The sequence below is a fragment of the Halogeometricum sp. S3BR5-2 genome (assembly GCF_031624635.1).
GTDB lineage: Archaea > Halobacteriota > Halobacteria > Halobacteriales > Haloferacaceae > Halogeometricum > Halogeometricum luteum.
On record NZ_JAMQOQ010000005.1, the window covers coordinates 396,383 to 414,146 of the forward strand.

Annotated in this window: 15 protein-coding genes; 8 read left to right on the forward strand and 7 right to left on the reverse strand. The window is 68.4% G+C overall.

Translation table 11 applies throughout. The annotated features are described in order from the left end of the window. The first annotated feature begins 26 nt into the window (after positions 1-26). The 3 genes from NDI79_RS18685 to NDI79_RS18695 all read left to right on the forward strand — a co-directional run bounded on the left by NDI79_RS18685 (position 27) and on the right by NDI79_RS18695 (position 3,478). Positions 27-770: a topoisomerase DNA-binding C4 zinc finger domain-containing protein gene (locus tag NDI79_RS18685; RefSeq protein WP_310930192.1), complete on the forward strand. Its 744-nt coding sequence runs from the start codon at positions 27-29 to the stop codon at positions 768-770. A gap of 72 nt (positions 771-842) precedes the next feature. Continuing rightward, complete coding sequence (endA, locus tag NDI79_RS18690; RefSeq protein WP_310930194.1) at positions 843-1,865, forward strand: tRNA-intron lyase; 1,023 nt, start codon at positions 843-845, stop codon at positions 1,863-1,865. Then, positions 1,862-3,478, forward strand: coding sequence for a tryptophan--tRNA ligase (locus NDI79_RS18695; RefSeq protein WP_310930196.1), 1,617 nt, complete (start codon positions 1,862-1,864; stop codon positions 3,476-3,478). The genes endA and NDI79_RS18695 overlap by 4 nt, the downstream gene beginning before the upstream one ends. Positions 3,479-3,498: 20 nt before the next feature. Here NDI79_RS18695 and NDI79_RS18700 read toward each other — a convergent pair whose 3' ends face one another. From NDI79_RS18700 to NDI79_RS18715, 4 genes are all read right to left on the reverse strand, one after another. Continuing rightward, positions 3,499-4,467: an ornithine cyclodeaminase family protein gene (locus NDI79_RS18700; RefSeq protein WP_310930197.1), complete on the reverse strand. Its 969-nt coding sequence runs from the start codon at positions 4,465-4,467 to the stop codon at positions 3,499-3,501. Continuing rightward, on the reverse strand, positions 4,464-4,928 hold the full coding sequence (locus tag NDI79_RS18705; RefSeq protein WP_310930198.1) for an SRPBCC domain-containing protein: 465 nt from the start codon (positions 4,926-4,928) through the stop codon (positions 4,464-4,466). Before NDI79_RS18705 ends, NDI79_RS18700 begins: the two co-directional genes overlap by 4 nt. Before the next feature lie 162 nt (positions 4,929-5,090). Continuing rightward, entirely contained in the window at positions 5,091-5,336 is a 246-nt protein-coding gene (locus NDI79_RS18710; protein WP_310930199.1) for an amphi-Trp domain-containing protein, read from the reverse strand. 104 nt (positions 5,337-5,440) lie between these two features. After that, positions 5,441-5,851 carry a hypothetical protein gene (locus tag NDI79_RS18715; protein ID WP_310930200.1) on the reverse strand — a complete coding sequence of 137 codons (411 nt, stop codon included), beginning with the start codon at positions 5,849-5,851 and terminating at the stop codon, positions 5,441-5,443. Positions 5,852-6,404: 553 nt separating this feature from the next. On the opposite strand from NDI79_RS18715, the gene pheS reads away from it, so the two are divergent. From pheS to NDI79_RS18735, 4 genes are all read left to right on the forward strand, one after another. Next, positions 6,405-7,916 carry a phenylalanine--tRNA ligase subunit alpha gene (gene pheS / locus NDI79_RS18720; protein WP_310930201.1) on the forward strand — a complete coding sequence of 504 codons (1,512 nt, stop codon included), beginning with the start codon at positions 6,405-6,407 and terminating at the stop codon, positions 7,914-7,916. Continuing rightward, a complete protein-coding gene (locus NDI79_RS18725) occupies positions 7,916-9,697 on the forward strand; it encodes a phenylalanine--tRNA ligase beta subunit-related protein (protein ID WP_310930202.1) in 1,782 nt (593 codons plus the stop codon). Before pheS ends, NDI79_RS18725 begins: the two co-directional genes overlap by 1 nt. A 191-nt stretch (positions 9,698-9,888) precedes the next feature. Next, positions 9,889-11,094, forward strand: coding sequence for a trans-sulfuration enzyme family protein (locus NDI79_RS18730; RefSeq protein WP_310930203.1), 1,206 nt, complete (start codon positions 9,889-9,891; stop codon positions 11,092-11,094). A gap of 164 nt (positions 11,095-11,258) precedes the next feature. After that, positions 11,259-13,895 carry a valine--tRNA ligase gene (locus NDI79_RS18735; protein ID WP_310930204.1) on the forward strand — a complete coding sequence of 879 codons (2,637 nt, stop codon included), beginning with the start codon at positions 11,259-11,261 and terminating at the stop codon, positions 13,893-13,895. A 71-nt stretch (positions 13,896-13,966) separates the two neighbouring features. On the opposite strand, the gene NDI79_RS18740 is transcribed toward NDI79_RS18735, so the two are convergent. The 3 genes from NDI79_RS18740 to NDI79_RS18750 all read right to left on the reverse strand — a co-directional run bounded on the left by NDI79_RS18740 (position 13,967) and on the right by NDI79_RS18750 (position 16,733). Next, entirely contained in the window at positions 13,967-15,358 is a 1,392-nt protein-coding gene (locus NDI79_RS18740; RefSeq protein WP_310930205.1) for an SGNH/GDSL hydrolase family protein, read from the reverse strand. Positions 15,359-15,435: 77 nt separating this feature from the next. Further along, the gene (locus NDI79_RS18745; protein WP_310930206.1) at positions 15,436-16,494 is read right to left on the reverse strand and encodes a quinone-dependent dihydroorotate dehydrogenase; all 1,059 of its coding nucleotides are present in this window, start codon (positions 16,492-16,494) and stop codon (positions 15,436-15,438) included. A 41-nt stretch (positions 16,495-16,535) separates the two neighbouring features. Next, complete coding sequence (locus NDI79_RS18750) at positions 16,536-16,733, reverse strand: hypothetical protein (RefSeq protein ID WP_049937926.1); 198 nt, start codon at positions 16,731-16,733, stop codon at positions 16,536-16,538. A gap of 236 nt (positions 16,734-16,969) precedes the next feature. Between NDI79_RS18750 and NDI79_RS18755 the strand changes: the two genes are divergently transcribed. Further along, entirely contained in the window at positions 16,970-17,284 is a 315-nt protein-coding gene (locus NDI79_RS18755) for a non-histone chromosomal MC1 family protein (RefSeq protein WP_310930207.1), read from the forward strand. Positions 17,285-17,764 lie beyond the last annotated feature (480 nt).

A 17,764-nucleotide genomic window follows, 5' to 3' on the forward strand; every position in this document is an offset into this window, starting at 1 on the left:
TCACCGATGGGGCGGCCAGCGCCCCCATGTCAGAGACGATTCGCGTGTTCGCCGGCGACTGCACCACCACTTTCGAGGGTTCGCGCGCCCGCACACAGCGCGGCCGCGTGGTGGTCGTGGTAAAGCCCGACCGGACGGTCCTCGTCCACGACGCCGACGGCTACCAGCCCGTCTCGTGGCTCACCCGCCCCGACTCCCTGACCGTCGAGACGGACGCCTCGGGGTTCGGTCTGGTCGCCCGCGCGGACGACCAAGTCTTGCGCGTCAGGAGCCACGACTCCGCCGGGCGGGCGGAGTACCCCGTCACCGAAGCGGGCGCCCCCGTCGGGTCGCACCCGTCGACGGGCGAACCGCTGGTCAGAACCGGCGGCGCCGTCGTCGCCCTCGACTCCGGGACGGAGTACAAACTCCCGGCGGGCGCGACGGTGCTGGACGAGACGTGCGAGGAGTGCGGTCTCCCGACGATGCGCGCCGAACGCGGCGCCGTCTTCGAACTCTGCGTCGACCGCGCCTGCGAGTCGCTGGACGACGCCGTGCGCGACCGGTTCGACGGCGAGTGGGCCTGCCCGGACTGCGGGTCCGACCTCAGAATCATCCGGCGCGGCGGCCGCCTCCTCGCGGGGTGTTCGGCGTACCCCGACTGCGAGACGGCCTTCTCGATTCCCGCGGGCGTCGTCGTCGGCGAGTGCGACTGCGGCCTCCCGACCTTCGAGACGGCGCGGGGGCGGCGGTGTCTGGACGGGACGTGCGAGGAGTTCGCCGACGGCTGAACCGGACGGACGACGCCCGGACGCCGCGGCCGCATCGCAGGCCCTATGTCCTCACCCGCCCCGTTCTCGAACATGGACGCGACACTGCACGACGGCGTCGTTCGGGCGGCCGACGACGCGCGTCAGCGGTTCTACGACGCGCGGGGGTACGGCCGCCCCCTCGACGGGGACCGCGTCGAACTCGCGCCGGTCGAGGCGGCGCACCTGCTCTCTCGGGGGGACCTCGACGGCATCGACGGGATGGACTTCCGCGAGTTCCTCGCGGAGACGGGCGCGGTGCTGGAGTTCGTCGTCTACAAGGACCTCAGAGACAGGGGCTTCTACCTCTCGCCCGCCCGCGAGGAGTGGCCGGGCGTCGACGACCCCGACGGCGTCGACTTCGTCGTCTACCCGCGCGGGAAGGGGCCGACCGACGGCGTCGTCGAGCACCGCGTCCGCGTCATCGGCGAACGCGAACGCGTCGCCGCGTCGTCGCTCGGCGACGTCGTTCTGGCCGTCGTCGACGAGGACGGCGACCTGACGTACTTCGACACCGACGCCGACCCGGACGTGAGCGGCACCGCCGACTACGACCCGCCGACGGGCCTCGACGCGGACCTGCTCTCGGACCGCGTCGTCTGCTACGAGTCGCCCGACGAGGTGTACGAGCGCGGCTTCTACGGGCAGCGCCTGTTCGGCCGCAACGCCGACGACGGCCCCCTCCAACTGTCGCTCATCGAGGGCGCGTACCTCGCCGAACGCGGCGCCCTCGACGTCGACGCCGCCGACGTGGTGGGCCTCGCCCGCGACGTGGAGGGCGACCGGTTCGACCGCCGCCTGCGCGCCTACGCGGCGCTCAGGGACGCCGACGCGGTTCCGAAGAGCGGGTTCAAGTTCGGGGCGGACTTCCGACTCTACACCGACTTCGACTCCGTCTCGGAACTGAGCCACTCCGCCGACCTGGTGCGCGTCGTCGCGCCCGACCACGCGTTCCTCCCGCGGGACCTCTCCCTCGACGTCCGCCTCGCCGGCGGGGTCCGCAAGCGAATGGTTTTTGCGCTCACCGGCGCCAACGAACAGATAGACTGGCTTTCGGTAGCCCGGCTCACCCCATGACACGAGACGACCACACCGAGACCGACGCGTCGACACGCGAGGACGCCCGCACGGACGGGGGCGCCTCGGCGGAAGGAGCCGACGATACGTCTCTCGACCCGTGGGGTTCCTCGACCATCTCCGACTACCGCAAACTGTTCGAGGAGTTCGGCATCGAGGAGTTCGACGCGGTGCTGCCGGAGGTGCCGGACCCCCACTACCTGATGCGCCGCGGCGTCATCTTCGGGCACCGCGACTACCGTCCCGTCGCGGAAGCGATGCGCGACGGCGACCCCTTCGCCGTCCTCTCGGGGTTCATGCCGACGGGCGACCCCCACATCGGCCACAAACTCGTCTTCGACGAGATAATCTGGCATCAAGAGCAGGGCGGCGACGCGTACGGCCTCATCGCCGACCTGGAGGCCCACTCCGCCCGCGGGATGACGTGGGAGGAGATAGACGAACACGCGCGCGACTACCTGCTGTCGCTTCTGGCGCTCGGGTTCGACCCCGAGGAGGGCGAACTCTACCGGCAGTCCGACAATCGAGAACTGCAGGACCTCGCCTTCGAACTCGGGTCGAAGGCGAACTACTCGGAGTTCGAGGCAATCTACGGCTTCGGCGGGAGCACCAACGTCTCGCACGTGCAGTCGGTCGTCACGCAGATGGCGGACATCCTCTATCCTCAACTAGAAGAGCCGAAACCCACGGTCATCCCCGTCGGCCCGGACCAGGACCCGCACGTCCGCCTCGCGCGCGACTTAGCGGATAGAATGCGCTTCTTCAAGGTGACCGAGGCGTACGCGAGCTTCGAACTCCGGGACGCCGAACGCCCCCTCGTCGCCGCCGCCTACGACGCCCGCGAGGAGTACGCCGAGGACCCCGAGACGCCGCGGTGCGGCGAGGCGGGCGAGTGGCTCTCGACGGCGAACCTCGACGCGCACGGCGTCGTCGCCGCCGACTCGGCCCGCGAGTCCGCGGTGGAGAAACTGGCGAACGCCGGCATGGAACCGCTCCGCCCGCGGACCCGGTTCCTCGACGCCAACGCCACCGAGGCGGCGTTCGAGGCCCTCGTCGAGGCCGTCGACGGCGAGAAGCGCCGCTACGACGAACACGTCGACGCCTTCGAACTCTCCTTCGAGGAGGCGGACGAACTCGCGCGAGAAGTGGAACTCGACCACGGCGGCTACGGCTTCCGCGCGCCGTCGTCGGTCTACCACCGATTCATGACCGGGCTGACTGGCGGAAAGATGTCCTCCTCGATTCCGGCGAGCCACATCTCCCTGCTCGACGACCCCGAGGAGGGCTACGACAAGGTGAAGTCCGCGACGACGGGCGGCCGCGAGACGGCCGAGAAACAGCGCGAACTCGGCGGCGAGGCCGACAAATGTCCCGTCTACGAACTGTACGCCTACCTCCTCTCGGGCGACGACGACGCGTTCGCCACGGAGGTGTACGAGGAGTGCGTCGGCGGCGAACGCCTCTGCGGCGGATGTAAGGAGCAGGCCGCCGAACTGATGGAGGAGTTCCTCGAAGACCACCAGGAGAAGCGCGCGGAGATGGAGGAAGTGCTCGACGAACTCGACATCTCCACGGAGTCCGCGCGCCGCGGCGTCGCCCCCGGCGACAACTGAGCGGTCCGAACGGGGCCGACTCAGAGTTCGACGACGGTCCCCGCGTCCTCCGCCTCGGCGCGTTCGTAGAGGAACCCCGCCGTCGCCGCGTCCAGCACGGCGGACCCGACGCTGGCGACGACGAGCACTCCCCCGTCGGACTCGCGCCCTGCCCGACCCTCGAACACGTCCGAGAGCGGCGTCAGGTCCGTCGCTTCCACGTCGAGATCCGCGAAGTCGCCCGTCTCGACGGCCTCCTCGGGCACGTCGGCGAACAGTCCGTCCGCCCGGCTGACGGTCGCCCCGTCGAGTTCGCGCATCTCGGGGGTGAACGCGCCGACGGCGACGACGAGCGTTCCCTCTTCTAACTCCTCGCCGTCGAACACCGGTTCGGCGCTCGTCGTCGCGGTGACGACGACGTTCGACCCCGAGAGCGCCGCCTCCGGCGCGTCGACGGCGCTCACGTCGACGTCGGGCAGTCGTTCGCGCAGGTCGGCCGCGCACGCCTCGCGCGAGTCGGAGGGGGAGTAGATTCGAACCCGTTCGAGGTCGGTCGCGGCGGCGATGGCGCGCGTCTGCCACCGGGCCTGCGTGCCCGCGCCGAACACGCCGAGTCGGACCGGCCCGTTCGCCAGTTCGCGCGCGGCGAGGCCGCCGATACAGCCGGTTCGAGCGCTCGTTACGCGGGTCCCGGCGAGGTACGCGAGCGGCAGCCCCGTCTCGGCGTCGGTGACGGCCACCTGCGCGTTCACCGTCGGCAGGTCTCGCTCCGCGTTCGACTCGTGGACCGCGGCGAGTTTCGTCGCGTACGTCGGGTCGCCGTGCAGGTACGCGGGCATCGTCAGCGCGGTGCCCGGCGTCTCCGTCCCCACTGGGAAGTGCGGGCGCGGCGGGCGCTCCACCTCGCCGCGGCCCTGCTTCACGAACGCCCGCTCTATCTCGGGCAGGAGGTCCGGCAGCGACAGCAGGGCGGCCACGTCGCCGTCCGAGAGGACGCGAACGTCGGTCACGCCGCTTCCCCTCCGCCGCTCCCGTCCGCGCCCTCGAAGCGCGCCTCGGCCCTCGCGGCCAACGCGTCGTTCATCGCCCCGTAGTCCGTCTCGGCGTCGGCGGCGACGAGCAGGGGGACCAACAGCCCCGTCATCGTCTCGCGGTTCACCAGTCGCGTCCGACGCTCCCCGAGTTCGTGCAACTCGAAGGTGTGCCGCCCCTCGAACAGGGGGGCGGCGAGGACGCGGCCGACCCACGACAGTCTCCGCGGCGGGTCGACTTCCGTGACGCGCACCGGGAGCGCCCGCGCCCGGCCGCCGGACCGGGAGACGCGAATCTCCACCGTCTCCCCCTCGCGGAGTCGTCCGCCGGCGTCGACGACGTGCGGGTTCCACTCGCGGTACGCCGACAGGTCGGTCAGCACCTCCCACACCGCCTCCGCCGGGGCCGCTATCTCTCGTTCCGTTCGTATCGTTCGCACGGGTGCGCGTTCGCGGGCCGGGGGTATCAGTCCCTGCGCCGGTCGGACGTGACTGTCTCGGCCGCCGACACTCGGGCGTCGACCGTCGGCCGCCGTCGCTCGGGGGGTCGGGTCGAACCGAGTCGAATCGAATCGTAATCGAACCGAAGAAGCGGGCCGTTCTCAGTCCTTGCGCGCCTTCCACTCCATCGTCACGGTCACGCTCTCGCGACTGCCGCGGAGCACGGACGACCGCTCGCGCACGCCGACTTCGTAGCCGACGGTGGACCGCGGACGGAGCGTTATCTGCTTGTTCCCGACGCGAACGTCGGCGTCGTCGTCGCCCTCGATGGCGTCCGCGAGCGCCCGCAGTCGGTCGGCCGTCTCCTCTCGCGAGAGTTTCTCCGCGTTGAGCGTCTTGTTGACCATGCGAATCCGTAGGACGGCGTGCGAATAAAGCGCACGGCCGAAGACGGGTCCAGACGACCCGACGGCGGCGAATCGGCCGCCTCTCCTCTCCCGCGACCCGACGGTTAGCCGGGGATGCCCAGCGCCGAGAACTCGAACAGGCCGATGGCGGCGAGGGCGTAGAGGACGAGGGCGGCGACGATCCACGCCACGAAGCCGATGAGCGCCGCGGCCCCCCACCCGCCGGGGTAGCGCCAGTTGATGACGCCGATCCACGCGACCAGCGCGAGGAGGGGTCCGAGCAGCGGAATCCACCCGAGGAAGAACGCCACGACGGCCCAGACGATGGCGCCGATGAGGGCCGTGAACACGGCTCTGCGGTAGCCCACGTCCTTGTCGACGATGAGTCGCGCGCCGGTGTGGATGCCGACGGCGCCGATGAGGAGGTTGACGACGAAGACGAGCACCGCGCCGGCGAGCGACCCGGCGTTCGACCCCGCGCCGCCCTGGAGTGCGAGGAGACCGAGACCGCTCATCTCGCCCGCCTCCTCGCTGTCGTTCGGCCGGCCGGTTCGCCGCGCTCGCGTGTCGGTGTCTCTCCGCTCATAGTGTCCGGTCGGACGGACGGAGCGGACATGAGTCTGGGGGGCGATACGGGCGGTGAGACCTCCCTTCTTCGTCTCCCGAAGCACCGACAGCGACTCGCACGGAGTCGGAACCGTTTTGCCCCGCGACCGGCACCTCACGACCATGCCGACCGGACCCACCGACGGCGGAGGCGACGCGCGCGAACCGACCGCGACCGACGGGTCCGGCTTCTTCTTTCGGACCTCGAACCGAGAGCGATCGTAGTCCCGCGCCGGGGTCGCTGCCCTCGCGGCGGCGACCACCGTCGTCCCGTTACGGTCGCTCTCGCGACGACGGCGGACTCCCGGAGGACCGACGGGGCGGGCGCACTCCCGCCGCGGCGTCCGCGGGGACGAACCCGTCCGAACCGACCCGACACGGGCGCGGGCGTCCGCGCCCTTCGCAACTGCTAACTGGGTCTTAGCCAGTAGACACGACAACGACCGACGCGAACCCGAGCTAATGAGATTACCCGAATCACAGGTCGCGGTGCTGAACGCCGCGAGCGCGACGGACGAACGGACTATCGAGCGTCTCGCCGACGAGACGGGACTGAAACCGGAGACGGTGACGCAGGCCGCCTTCGAACTCCGCGAGGACGGCTACGTCGCCGTCGCGGAGACGGAGGTGGTGGAGTACGAACTCACCGAGGAGGGCCGCGAGTACGTCGCGGACGGCCTGCCCGAGGTGCGCCTCTACCGCGCCGCCGTCGAAGCGGGCGCCGCCGACGACCCGGTGTCGATGGGGCAGGTCATCGGCGCCTCGGGCCTCGGCGGCCCGGAGGTGGACATCGCCCTCGCCAACTTCGGACGGAAGGGCTACGGCGCCATCGACGCCGGCGAACTCTCGGCCGACGCGGACGCGGACGCCGAGAGCGACCCCGAAGCGACGGTGCTGGTCGCCCTCGCGGACGGCGAGGATGTCGACGACGCCGACGAAGAAACGCTTGAGCAACTCGTCTCGCGCAACCTCGTCGACCGGCGCGAAGAGACGGTCCGCTCGGTGACAGTCACCGACGAGGGCGTGACGCTCCTCATGGAGGGCGTCGAGGCGGCGGAGACGGTGGACCGCCTCACCCCCGAGATGCTCACGTCTGGAGAGTGGGAAGACGTCGAGTTCACCGAGTACAACGTCGAAGCCGACGCGCCCGAGGCGCGCGGCGGCAAGACGCACATCCTCAGACAGACCGCTGACAGAGTAAAGGACGTCCTGGTCGGCATGGGCTTTCAGGAGATGGAGGGGCCGCACGCCGACGCGGACTTCTGGATCAACGACTGCCTGTTCATGCCGCAGGATCACCCCGCCAGAACCCACTGGGACCGCTTCGCCCTCGACGTGCCGCCCATCGAGGAGTTGCCCGAGGACTTGGTGGACAGAGTCGAGGACGCCCACCGCCGCGGCGTCGGTCCGGACGGCGACGGCTACCACTCGCCGTGGTCGGAGGACTTCTCGCGCGCCATCGCCCTGCGCGGGCACACCACCTCGCTGTCGATGCGCTACCTCTCGGGGCACGAGGTGGGCGAGTTGGAGCCTCCCCAGCGGTATTTCTCCGTCGAGAAGGTGTACCGCAACGACACTCTGGACCCGACGCACCTCCTCGAGTTCTACCAGATAGAGGGCTGGGTGATGGCCGACGACCTCTCGGTGCGCGACCTGATGGGCACCTTCGAGGAGTTCTACGCGCAGTTCGGCATCACGGACATCCAGTTCAAACCGCACTACAACCCCTACACGGAGCCGTCCTTCGAGTTATTCGGGCGGCACCCCGAGACGGGCGAACTGATAGAAATCGGTAATTCGGGTATGTTCCGCGACGAGGTGCTCGAACCGCTCGGCGTGGAGTGTGACGTGATGGCATGGGGTCTCGCCCTCGAACGACTGCTGATGCTCATGTACGGCTTCGACGATATCCGCGACGTGCACGGGACGATGTCCGACATCGAACTGCTGCGGGAGACGGAGGTGCTGAAGTAATGCCCGTCGTCGACGTTCACCCCGACGAACTCAGACGGCTGACGGGCCACGAGGACAAATCGGACGAGTCGTTCAAGGAGGACCTGTTCGCACTCGGACTGGAGTTCGAGGGCGAGACCGAAGAGGGGGCGTTCCAACTGGAGTTCGGTCCCGACCGACTCGACAGGCTCTCCGTCGAGGGCGTCGCGCGGTCGCTGCGCTACCAGTACGGCGACGACCGCGGGGTCTACGTCCCGAACACGAACAGCCCCGACTTCACGTTCGTCGTTGACGAGAGCGTGCCCGAGGAGCGCCCGTACGTCACCGGCGCGGTCATCCGCGGCGTCGACCTGGACGAGGACGCTCTCGACTCGCTCATCCAACTTCAAGAAAAGCTGCACGCGACGATGGGCCGCAAGCGCGCGAAGGGCGCCATCGGCATCCACGACCTGACGATGCTCAAGGGCGACGCCCTGCGGGAGGATTCGGACGGGAACTCCATCACCTACCGCGGCGTCGACCCCGACGGCGACACGTTCGTCCCCCTCGACGGCGACCGGGAGATGACGCCCGCCGAAGTGCTGGAGGAGCACCAGACCGGGAAGAAGTACGCCGACCTCGTGAGCGAGTACGACCGCTACCCGGCCATCTACGACGAACTCGGTCTGTTCTCGTTCCCGCCGGTCATCAACGGCCGCCGGACGGAGGTGTCGACGGAGTCGCGCGAACTGCTCGTCGAACTGACGGGCACCGACCAGTGGACCATCGACCGGATGTGCAACATCGTCTGCTACGCGTTGGCGGCCCGCGGCGCGACCATCGAGGAGGTCGAGGTCGAGTACGAGTCGGGGACGCTCCGCCGCCCGGACTTCGAGGTGGACACGAAGCGCGTCTCCCACGAGCGAATCGAGACGATGCTCGGCGTGGAGTTCGAGCGGCGAGAGGTGGCCGACCTGTTCGAGCGCTCGGGACTGGACGCGAAACTCGCGGACGACGAGGTCGGGTCCGGTCCCGCCGACGCACCCGGCGACGAGGCGGGTGACGGCGAGGACGACGAGGACGACGAGGAGACCGTCTACGAGGTGTCGATTCCGCCGTACCGCGTCGACGTGCTCCACCCCTTGGACCTCGTCGACGACGTGGGTCGGGCGTACGGCTTCAACGAACTCGAACCGCGCTACCCGAACGTCGGCACGGTCGGCGGCCGACACGAGCGCTCCCGACTGGAGGACGCCGCCCGGAACTCGCTCGTCGGACTGGGCTTCGAGGACATGCTCAACTTCCACATGACGAGCGAGGCGGAGATTCAGGACCGCATGGGCGTCGAGGCCGGGAACGACTACCTCGGCGGCGGCGACCCCGCCGAGATAACGGGGCCGTACAGCGAGGACTACACCGTCCTGCGGACGTGGGCGCTCCCCTCGCTGATGATGGTGCTGGAGAACAACACCCACCGGGCGTACCCGCAGGATTTGGCGGAAATCGGCCTCGTCGCCGAACGCGACGACTCGGTGAACACCCGCGTGAAGGAGCGACGGCACGTCGCGGGCGTCCTCGCGCGGCACGACGCGACGTTCGAGGACGCGAAATCTCGGCTCCAGACGCTCTGTCGGGACTTCGCCGTCGACCTGGAGACGCCGCCGGCGGAGCACCCCTCCTTCATCGACGGCCGGGCGGCGAGCGTCGTAATCGACGGCGAGAACGTCGGCGTCGTCGGGGAGATACATCCGAAAGTGCTGGTCGAACACGACCTCGAACTGCCCGTCGCGGCGTTCGAGTTCGACCTCGACGCACTGCGGTAAGCGCTCGGATTCGGTCCCTCTTCTCCTCTTTCTCCCCACAGTCTCGCAGTTCCCCCCCGTCTCCGCTCCTCTCTACCTTCCGGCGCGAGGGGAACATAACTCCGAAGAATCTCGAAGGGCGCAAAATTATCTACAATTATAACTCGATAAATTACCGGAATGTTTAGTACACCGTCGACTCGCAATTCTTCATGAACGATTCTGAAGAGCGGTTCGAGACGCTCGCGGTGACGCACGGCGAACGCGGACAGCGACCCGCCGAGGGCGTCGAGGACGTGGCCGTTCCCGTCCACCTCTCCTCGACGTACGCGGTGCCGGATATCGACCCGGACGCGTCGCTGGAGACCCTGGACCCGGACGCGGGCGAGTTCCTCTACTCGCGGCTGTCGAACCCGACGCGGAACGCCTTGGAACACCGCTTGGGAGCGCTCTGCGGGGCAGACCACGCCTTCGCGTTCGGGTCCGGAACCGCTGCCATCGTGACCGCCATCTCGGCCGCCGTCGAACCCGGCGACCACGTCGTCGCCTTCGACGACCTGTACGGCGGCACGAAGTCGATGCTCTCGCGGTACTTCGAGGACCGACTCGGCGTCGACGTGTCGCTGGTGGACGCGCGCGACACCGCGGAAGTCGCGGCGGCGATGCGTCCGGAGACGGCGCTCGTCTGGATGGAGTCGCCGACGAACCCGCTGCTTCGACTCTGCGACGTCGAGGCCGTCGCGGCCGTCGCGGACGACCACGGGGCACTGCTCGGCGTCGACAACACCTTCGTCGGGCCGTACTTCCAGCGACCGCTCGAACTCGGCGCCGACGTGGTCGTTCACTCGACGACGAAGTATCTCAACGGGCACTCCGACTCCGTCGGCGGCGCACTCGCGACGAACGACGCGGCGTTCGCCGAGGAGGTGACGTTCCTCCAACGCGTCGGCATGGGGAACGTGCTCGCGCCGTTCGACGCCTACCTGACCCTCCGCGGCCTGAAGACGCTCCCGCTCCGGATGGAGAAACACGCCTCGAACGCGCAGGCCGTCGCGGAGTTCCTCGCGGAGCACTCGGCGGTGTCCGCGGTCCACTACCCAGGTCTCGACTCCCACCCGCAACACGATCTCGCGGCGCGGCAGATGTCGGGCTACGGCGGCGTGCTCTCCGTCGAACTGGACGCGGACCTGAACGGTACGGCGCGGTTCGTCTCCGAACTCGACCACTTCCCGCTGGCGGTCAGCCTCGGCGGCGTCGAGTCGCTCGTCGAACACCCGGCGACGATGACGCACTCGCCGCTTTCGCAGTCCGAACGCGACTTCCTCGGCATCACCGACAGCCTCCTCCGAATCTCGGTCGGCGTCGAACACGAGACCGACCTGCTGTCGGACCTCGCGACCGGACTCGACGCGCTCTGACGGTCGCTCTCGTTTCACCGGAGCGGTGAGTCCTCGCGGCCGCGGATGCGCCTCGTGACGCGCCGCCTCGGGCGGCCCGTCCGCCCGGTATCGTCCCCGTCGGGGAGTCTCGCCGGTTCAATCGAGTGACTTAACACGGCTTACGGCGGTACTTCTGCACAAGGATGCCGAGCGGAGAATACGACCCCGAGACGGTCGAAGCGAAGTGGCAGGACAGGTGGGTTTCGGAGGACACGTACGCGTACGCCGACGCCGAGGGCGCCGACGCGGACGCCGTAGACCCCGACACCGCCTTCTCCATCGACTCGCCGCCGCCGACGGTCTCGGGCAGTCTGCACTGGGGCCACGCCTACGGCTTCACCCTGCAGGACTTCGTCGCTCGGTTCGAGCGCATGCGCGGGGAGAACGTCTTCTTCCCGTTCGGCTTCGACGACAACGGCATCGCCTCCGAGCGACTGACCGAGGAGGAACTCGACGTCCGCCACCAGGACTTCGACCGGCGGGAGTTCCAGCGGATGTGCCGGGAGGTCTGCGAGGGGTACGAGGCCGAGTTCACCGAGAAGATGCAGGGGCTCGGTATCTCCATCGACTGGGACCAGACCTACCAGACCATCTCGCCCGAGGTCCAGCGCACCTCCCAACTCTCGTTCATCGAACTGTACGACGAGGGTCGGGAGTACCGCCAGCGCGCCCCGGCCATCTGGTGTCCCGAGTGCGAGACGGCCATCTCGCAGGTCGAGACGGAGGACGACGAACAGGACAGCCACTTCCACGACATCGAGTTCGACGTGGTCGATTCGGACGAAACGTTCGTCATCTCCACCACTCGCCCGGAACTGCTGCCCGCCTGCGTCGCCGTGTTCGTCCACCCCGACGACGAGGAGAACGAGCATCTCGTCGGCGAGGAGGCGCGCATCCCCATCTTCGGACAGGAGGTGCCCGTCATCGAGGACGAACGCGTCGACCTCGAAACCGGGTCCGGCATCGTCATGTGCTGTACGTTCGGCGACCAGACCGACATCGAGTGGTATCAGGCGCACGACCTGAATCTCCGCATCGCCATCGACGAGTCGGGCACGCTGACCGACGTCGCGGGCGAATACGCCGGGATGTCGTCGGCGGAGGCCCGCGAGGCCATCGTTTCTGACCTGGAGAACGACGGAGCGCTCCTCGACCGCCGCGCCATCACCCACACGGTGAACGTCCACGAGCGCTGCGGGACGAGCGTCGAGTTCCTCGTCAAGGACCAGTGGTACGTCGAACTCCTCGATAAGACCGACGAGTACCTCGAAGCGGGTCGGCAGATGGACTGGTACCCCGAGAAGATGTTTACTCGCTATAAGAACTGGATCGAGGGGCTCCAGTGGGACTGGTCCATCTCCCGGCAGCGCTCCTCCGGGATTCCGTTCCCCGTCTGGTACTGCGGGGAGTGCGAGCACGTCGTCGTCGCGGAGCGAGAAGACCTACCCGTCGACCCCCTCGCGGACGACCCGCCGGTCGACTCCTGTCCCGAGTGCGGCCACGGCGAGTTCGTCCCCGAGGACGACGTGTTCGACACGTGGGCCACCTCTTCCCTCACCCCTCTCATCAACGCCGGGTGGGGCTGGGACGCGGAGAAGGGAGAGACGACGCTGGACCGGCCGGAACTGTACCAGTTCGACCTGCGCCCGCAGGGCCACGACATCATCTCCTTCTGGTTGTTCCACACCGTCGTGAAGTGCTACGAGCACACCGGCGAGGTGCCGTTCGACAGCGTGATGATAAACGGGATGGTCCTCGACGAGAACCGCGAGAAGATGTCGAAATCGAAGGGCAACGTCGTCTCGCCGGACGAAGTCGTCTCGAAGTACCCCGTCGACGCCGCGCGCTACTGGGCCGCGGGGTCGGCCGTCGGCGACGACCTGCCGTACTCCGAGAAGGGGCTCCGCGCGGGCGAGAAACTCATCCGGAAGCTCTGGAACGCCTCGAAACTGGTCGAGAGCCTCACCGATGACGCCCCCGAGGAGTTCGACCACGACGAACTCCACGCGCTGGACCGCTGGCTCCTCGCGGAGTTGGACCAGGAGATAGCGCGCGTCTCCGAGAAGCTGGAGAACCGCGAGTTCTCGAAGGCCCGGGACGGCCTCCGGAGTTTCTTCTGGAACACGTTCTGCGACGACTACCTCGAAATCGCCAAACAGCGCGTCCGCGAGGAGGACGACGACTCCGCGAAGTACACTCTCCAAATCGCGCACCGCCGCTTCGTCAAACTGTTCGCGCCCGTCCTCGCGCACGTCACGGAGGAACTGTGGCGCGACATGCACGGCGAAGAGGCCGAAAGCGTCCACCGCGCCGCGTGGCCCGAACCGCTCGGCGTCGACGCCGACGTCGCGGCCGGCGAGACGGCGATGGCCGTCGTCGGCGCCCTCCGCAAGTACAAGAGCGACAACCAGCTTTCGATGAACGCCTCGGTCGACCGCGTGCTGGTGTACGGGAACGTCCGCGGCTTCGAGGAGGACATCAGCGGCGTGATGCACGTCGAGGAGTTGGAAACCTTAGATGAGGAACCGCAGATAGAGTCCGTCGTCACCGGCGTCGACCTCGACTACTCGCTGGTCGGCCCCGAGTTCGGCGCGCAGGTGCCGGACATCGAAGCGGACATCGAGGCCGAGGAGTACGAGGTTGTCGACGGGAGCCTCCGCGCCGGCGGCGCCGAACTCGACCCCGAGATGTTCACCATCGAGGAGGAGCGCCGGTATACCGGCGAGGGCGAGATGCTCGAAGCGGGCGACGCCGTCGTCATCGTCCAGCACGGCGACTGAGACGACGAGACGCTGAGACGCGAACGTCGTGTCGTTTCCGTCGCACCCGCCGCCCGCTCTCGACGCCGCCGTCAGTCCGCCCGCGGGGTCCGGAGCGCCGAGTGCCCGTCGCTCGCGCCTTCCTCCCGACCGGCTTCCGTCGTCTCTTCTCCTTCGCTCCCGTTCCGCTCGTTCGCCTCCCCGTCCTCCTCGACCGCGCCGAACAGCGAGAGGTCCACCGCCTCGGCCATCGCCCGGTAGCCGGCGTCGTTCGGGTGGAGGTGGTCACCGCTGTCGTACTTCGAGAGCATCCGTCCGGGGTGGTCCGGGTCGCGCAGGGCCGCGTCGAAGTCGACGACGCCGTCGAAGACGTCGGTCGTCCGGATGAACTCGTTGACGGCCTGTCGCTGCGCCTCGGCCTCGGCGCCGCCGTAACTCTCGGAGGCGCCGCCCGCGGGCGTCAGCGTCCCGGCGAACACGTCGATGTCGTGAGCGTGTAGCTGTCGGGCTATCTGCTTCAGTCCGAAGATGATGCGGTCGGCGCCGACGGCCGGCGGGTGCTGGCCGATGTCGTTTACCCCTTCGAGCAGGATGACCTCCGTCACGCCGGGTTGGGCGAGGACGTCGTGGTCGAGGCGGGCGAGGGCGTTGTTGCCGAACCCGGTTCCGGAGACGGAGTCGTAGAGCACGCGGTTCCCCGAGATGCCGGCGTTGACGACGGAGCGCTCGACGCCGTTCGCGACGAACCGGCGGGCCAGGTAGTCCGGGTAGCGGTGGTCCGCGCCCGGCGTCGACGCGAAGCCGTCGGTGATGGAGTCACCCAACGCGACGACGGTTCCCACCTCCTCGTCCGCGAGGACGTCGACCCCCTTCAGGAAGAACCACGACATCGCCGCCTCCTCGAACGCGTCGCCGCCGGACGCCTCGGTGTAGTTCCCCAGTGCCGAGTACGTCCGCTTCAGGGCGAGGGGGTGCCGCGTCGCCGGCCCCGTCGCGTCCACCGCGTAGAAACTCACGGCGAGGTCCTCGTCCGCCGCCACGTCGAACTCCACGGGGTCGCTGTAGACGGCCGCGCCGGCCGGGAGGAAGACGGACTCCTCGCCGCCGAACGTCACCGTCTCCGTCGACCCGGGGACGACGCTCGCGCCGTCGTCGCGGTCCGCGACGGTGACCTTCGCGAAGGTGACGGGGTCGTCGCCGTAGCGGTTCGTGAGGCGGAGGCGGACGGTCGACCCGTCGACGCTCGGGTTGACCATCTGTCTGACCGTCCGATTCTCGAACCCCGCGCGGGAGAGGCCGCTTTCGGCGGGCGGGGCGGGCGCCGCGGACCACGTCCCGACGAAGTGCTCGCCTCCCGTTCCGTCCGTCCCCTCGGTTGACCCCGAGTCCGATTCCGACCCCGTCGCCGCGACGGCGCCCGTTCCGAGAGCGGCCGTCCCGACGGCCGCGCCGACCGTCTTGGCGAATTCTCTGCGATTAATCATTTTGATACGGCTCGCGGTTCCGGCCCGGCGCGAAAATATCTACTGGCCAACCTATGGGAACTGATAGGAACGGTGCGCTACAGGTCCGCGCCGACGGCCTCGTCCACCGAGTCGAAGCCGTCGCGTTCGAGCAACTCCAGCAGTCCCTCGTTGATGTCGCGCGCGAGCGTCGGCCCCTCGAAGACGAGGCCGGTGTACAACTGGACGAGACTCGCGCCGGCGCGAATCTTCGCGTACGCGCCCGCCGCGGAGGAGACCCCCCCGACGCCGACGACGGGCACGTCCGTCCGTTCGGCGACGAAGCGGACCATCTCGGTCGCTCGGCCCTCGATGGGGGCGCCCGAGAGGCCGCCGCGTTCGGCGCGGTTCGGACTGCGCAGTCCGGCGGGCCGGTCGGTGGTCGTGTTCGTGGCGACGACGCCGTCGAGGTCGTACTCGTCGACGACGTCGAGGGCGTCCTCGACGGCGGGGTCCGGCAGGTCCGGCGAGAGTTTCACGAGGAGGGGCGAGGCGCCTGCGTCGACGAGTCCCCCGAGGATGGCCTCCAAGGAGTCGCGGTTCTGCAAGTCGCGGAAGCCCTCGCTGTTGGGACAGGAGACGTTGACGGCGACGTAGTCGGCGTGTTCGCCCACCCGTTCGTAGCTGTCGCGATAGTCGGCGGGGGCGTCCTCGGGGTCGGTCGATTCCGAGAGGGCGAGGTTGACGCCGACGGTGACGTCCGGGTCGGGTCCGGCGGCGAGGCGTTCGCCGACGGCGTCGGCGCCCTCGTTGTTCAGACCCATGCGGTTGACGATGCCGCGGTCCTCGCGGAGGCGGAACATCCGGGGGCGGGGGTTGCCGTCCTGCGGGTCGGCGGTGACGCCGCCCACCTCGACGTGGCCGAAGCCGAGGCTCCCGAGGACGTCGGGCACCTCGGCGTTCTTGTCGAACCCGGCGGCGACGCCGACGGGGTTCTCGAAGGAACAGTCGAACGCTTCGGTGCGGAGTCTCTCGTCGTCGACGCGGTACCGGGCGGCGAACGCGTCGGCGAGGAAGGTGTGCTGTGCGGTCCGGAGGCCGCGGTGGACGAGTCCGTGCGCCGTCTCCGGCGGGAGCGAGAAGAGCGCGGGTTTCAGTGCTCGATAGAGGGTTCGCATCGGGTGTAGGTGTGTCGGCGTTCGGTCGGACTCCGGCGGGTTCAGAAGTCGTGTTCGACGTCGTCCGGGTCGGCCTTCTGGATGATGATCTTACCGTCACGAACCCGAACGAACACCTCGTCGCCGATGTCCATCCCGGCGACGGCGAGTTCGTCCTCGTGGAGGTTCACGTGGACGTTGTGGTACTCGCCGTTCTCGTCTTTCGCGCCACTTGGGCTGAGCTTCTTTTTCCGGACCATCGGGGTCTCTCTGTTCGATGCTTCGCCGTAGGACGTACATAAGTGTTGTCTACCCGACCGCTGACCTTCAGAATCGGCTCCGAATCGCGGCGTCTCCTCGCCCTCTCTCCGGTTTCCGCTCGCGGCCGGCGGGGCCGAAATCCGACTCCGTATATAAGCACCTCGCCGCCGGCTCCCAATTTTGCCGATATATTTAAGCCGACCCCTGTGTTCGGTTGCCATGGAGGTCACAAACCATGGTACGCGAGGACGGTAAGCGAAACTTCGTGCTTCGGGAGGAGGACGGTTCGGAGTCGAGCGTCTTCTCCGGAAGCATGCCCCGCCAAGCCGCCCTGAAGGCCGCCCGACGTCTCGAACCGCAGGGGTCGGAGGACGAAGCCAAAGAACACGCCACAGAGATCCATCTCCGCGAGAAGGGTACCGACAAGGTGCACATCTTCCACGCGTGGGCCTGGGTCGACGACGCTCCCGGGGACAAACCCGACTGGATGGAAGGCGACATCACGAAAGGGAACGTCTCGAAACAGGGTATCGAACACCTCGACGAGTAGCGAGGATGACGACGGCGACGTTCGCCTTTTTCTTCGCACGCGCGTGCACCGCACGCGGGAGTACGCATCCGACACGGCTTTGTCCGTCCCCGGGCGATGCGTACTCGCGCGGACACCACCCGGTCCGACCCGACGCGAGACGCGAGGGATGACCGACCGGCCTCCGACCGCGCGATATTCTCGACCCGCGAGCGACGGCTCTGTCCTCTTTCCAACTCCCCGGCGACGGGGTATGAAATCGCATGACGCGGCGGCTTCGGTTCGACGGCCTTTTATGTTCCCCTGCCATTCGTAGAAATACGCGGGGCGCCCCGGGCCACCGAGGTCCGGGACGCCACCTTCCGAGTCAACTCGAACCGCCTCGTCTCCCGTCGGGGGAGTGCCTCGCACTCTCACGACAAACGCGAGACGACGCCCTTAAGTGTTCGAGTCCATTTCGGAAGAATGCGAACGACACACCGCGACCGTGCGACGGTTCAA

Excerpts from the sequence above, each read along its gene's own strand:
- NDI79_RS18755 (WP_310930207.1), top strand. The coding sequence starts at position 16,970 with ATGGTACGCGAGGACGGTAAGCGAAACTTCGTGCTTCGGGAGGAGGAC.
- NDI79_RS18730 (WP_310930203.1), top strand. The coding sequence starts at position 9,889 with ATGAACGATTCTGAAGAGCGGTTCGAGACGCTCGCGGTGACGCACGGC.
- NDI79_RS18740 (WP_310930205.1), bottom strand. The coding sequence starts at position 15,358 with ATGATTAATCGCAGAGAATTCGCCAAGACGGTCGGCGCGGCCGTCGGG.
- pheS (WP_310930201.1), top strand. The coding sequence starts at position 6,405 with ATGAGATTACCCGAATCACAGGTCGCGGTGCTGAACGCCGCGAGCGCG.
- NDI79_RS18695 (WP_310930196.1), top strand. The coding sequence starts at position 1,862 with ATGACACGAGACGACCACACCGAGACCGACGCGTCGACACGCGAGGAC.
- endA (WP_310930194.1), top strand. The coding sequence starts at position 843 with ATGGACGCGACACTGCACGACGGCGTCGTTCGGGCGGCCGACGACGCG.
- NDI79_RS18750 (WP_049937926.1), bottom strand. The coding sequence starts at position 16,733 with ATGGTCCGGAAAAAGAAGCTCAGCCCAAGTGGCGCGAAAGACGAGAAC.
- NDI79_RS18745 (WP_310930206.1), bottom strand. The coding sequence starts at position 16,494 with ATGCGAACCCTCTATCGAGCACTGAAACCCGCGCTCTTCTCGCTCCCG.
- NDI79_RS18715 (WP_310930200.1), bottom strand. The coding sequence starts at position 5,851 with ATGAGCGGTCTCGGTCTCCTCGCACTCCAGGGCGGCGCGGGGTCGAAC.
- NDI79_RS18725 (WP_310930202.1), top strand. The coding sequence starts at position 7,916 with ATGCCCGTCGTCGACGTTCACCCCGACGAACTCAGACGGCTGACGGGC.
- NDI79_RS18685 (WP_310930192.1), top strand. The coding sequence starts at position 27 with ATGTCAGAGACGATTCGCGTGTTCGCCGGCGACTGCACCACCACTTTC.
- NDI79_RS18735 (WP_310930204.1), top strand. The coding sequence starts at position 11,259 with ATGCCGAGCGGAGAATACGACCCCGAGACGGTCGAAGCGAAGTGGCAG.
- NDI79_RS18710 (WP_310930199.1), bottom strand. The coding sequence starts at position 5,336 with ATGGTCAACAAGACGCTCAACGCGGAGAAACTCTCGCGAGAGGAGACG.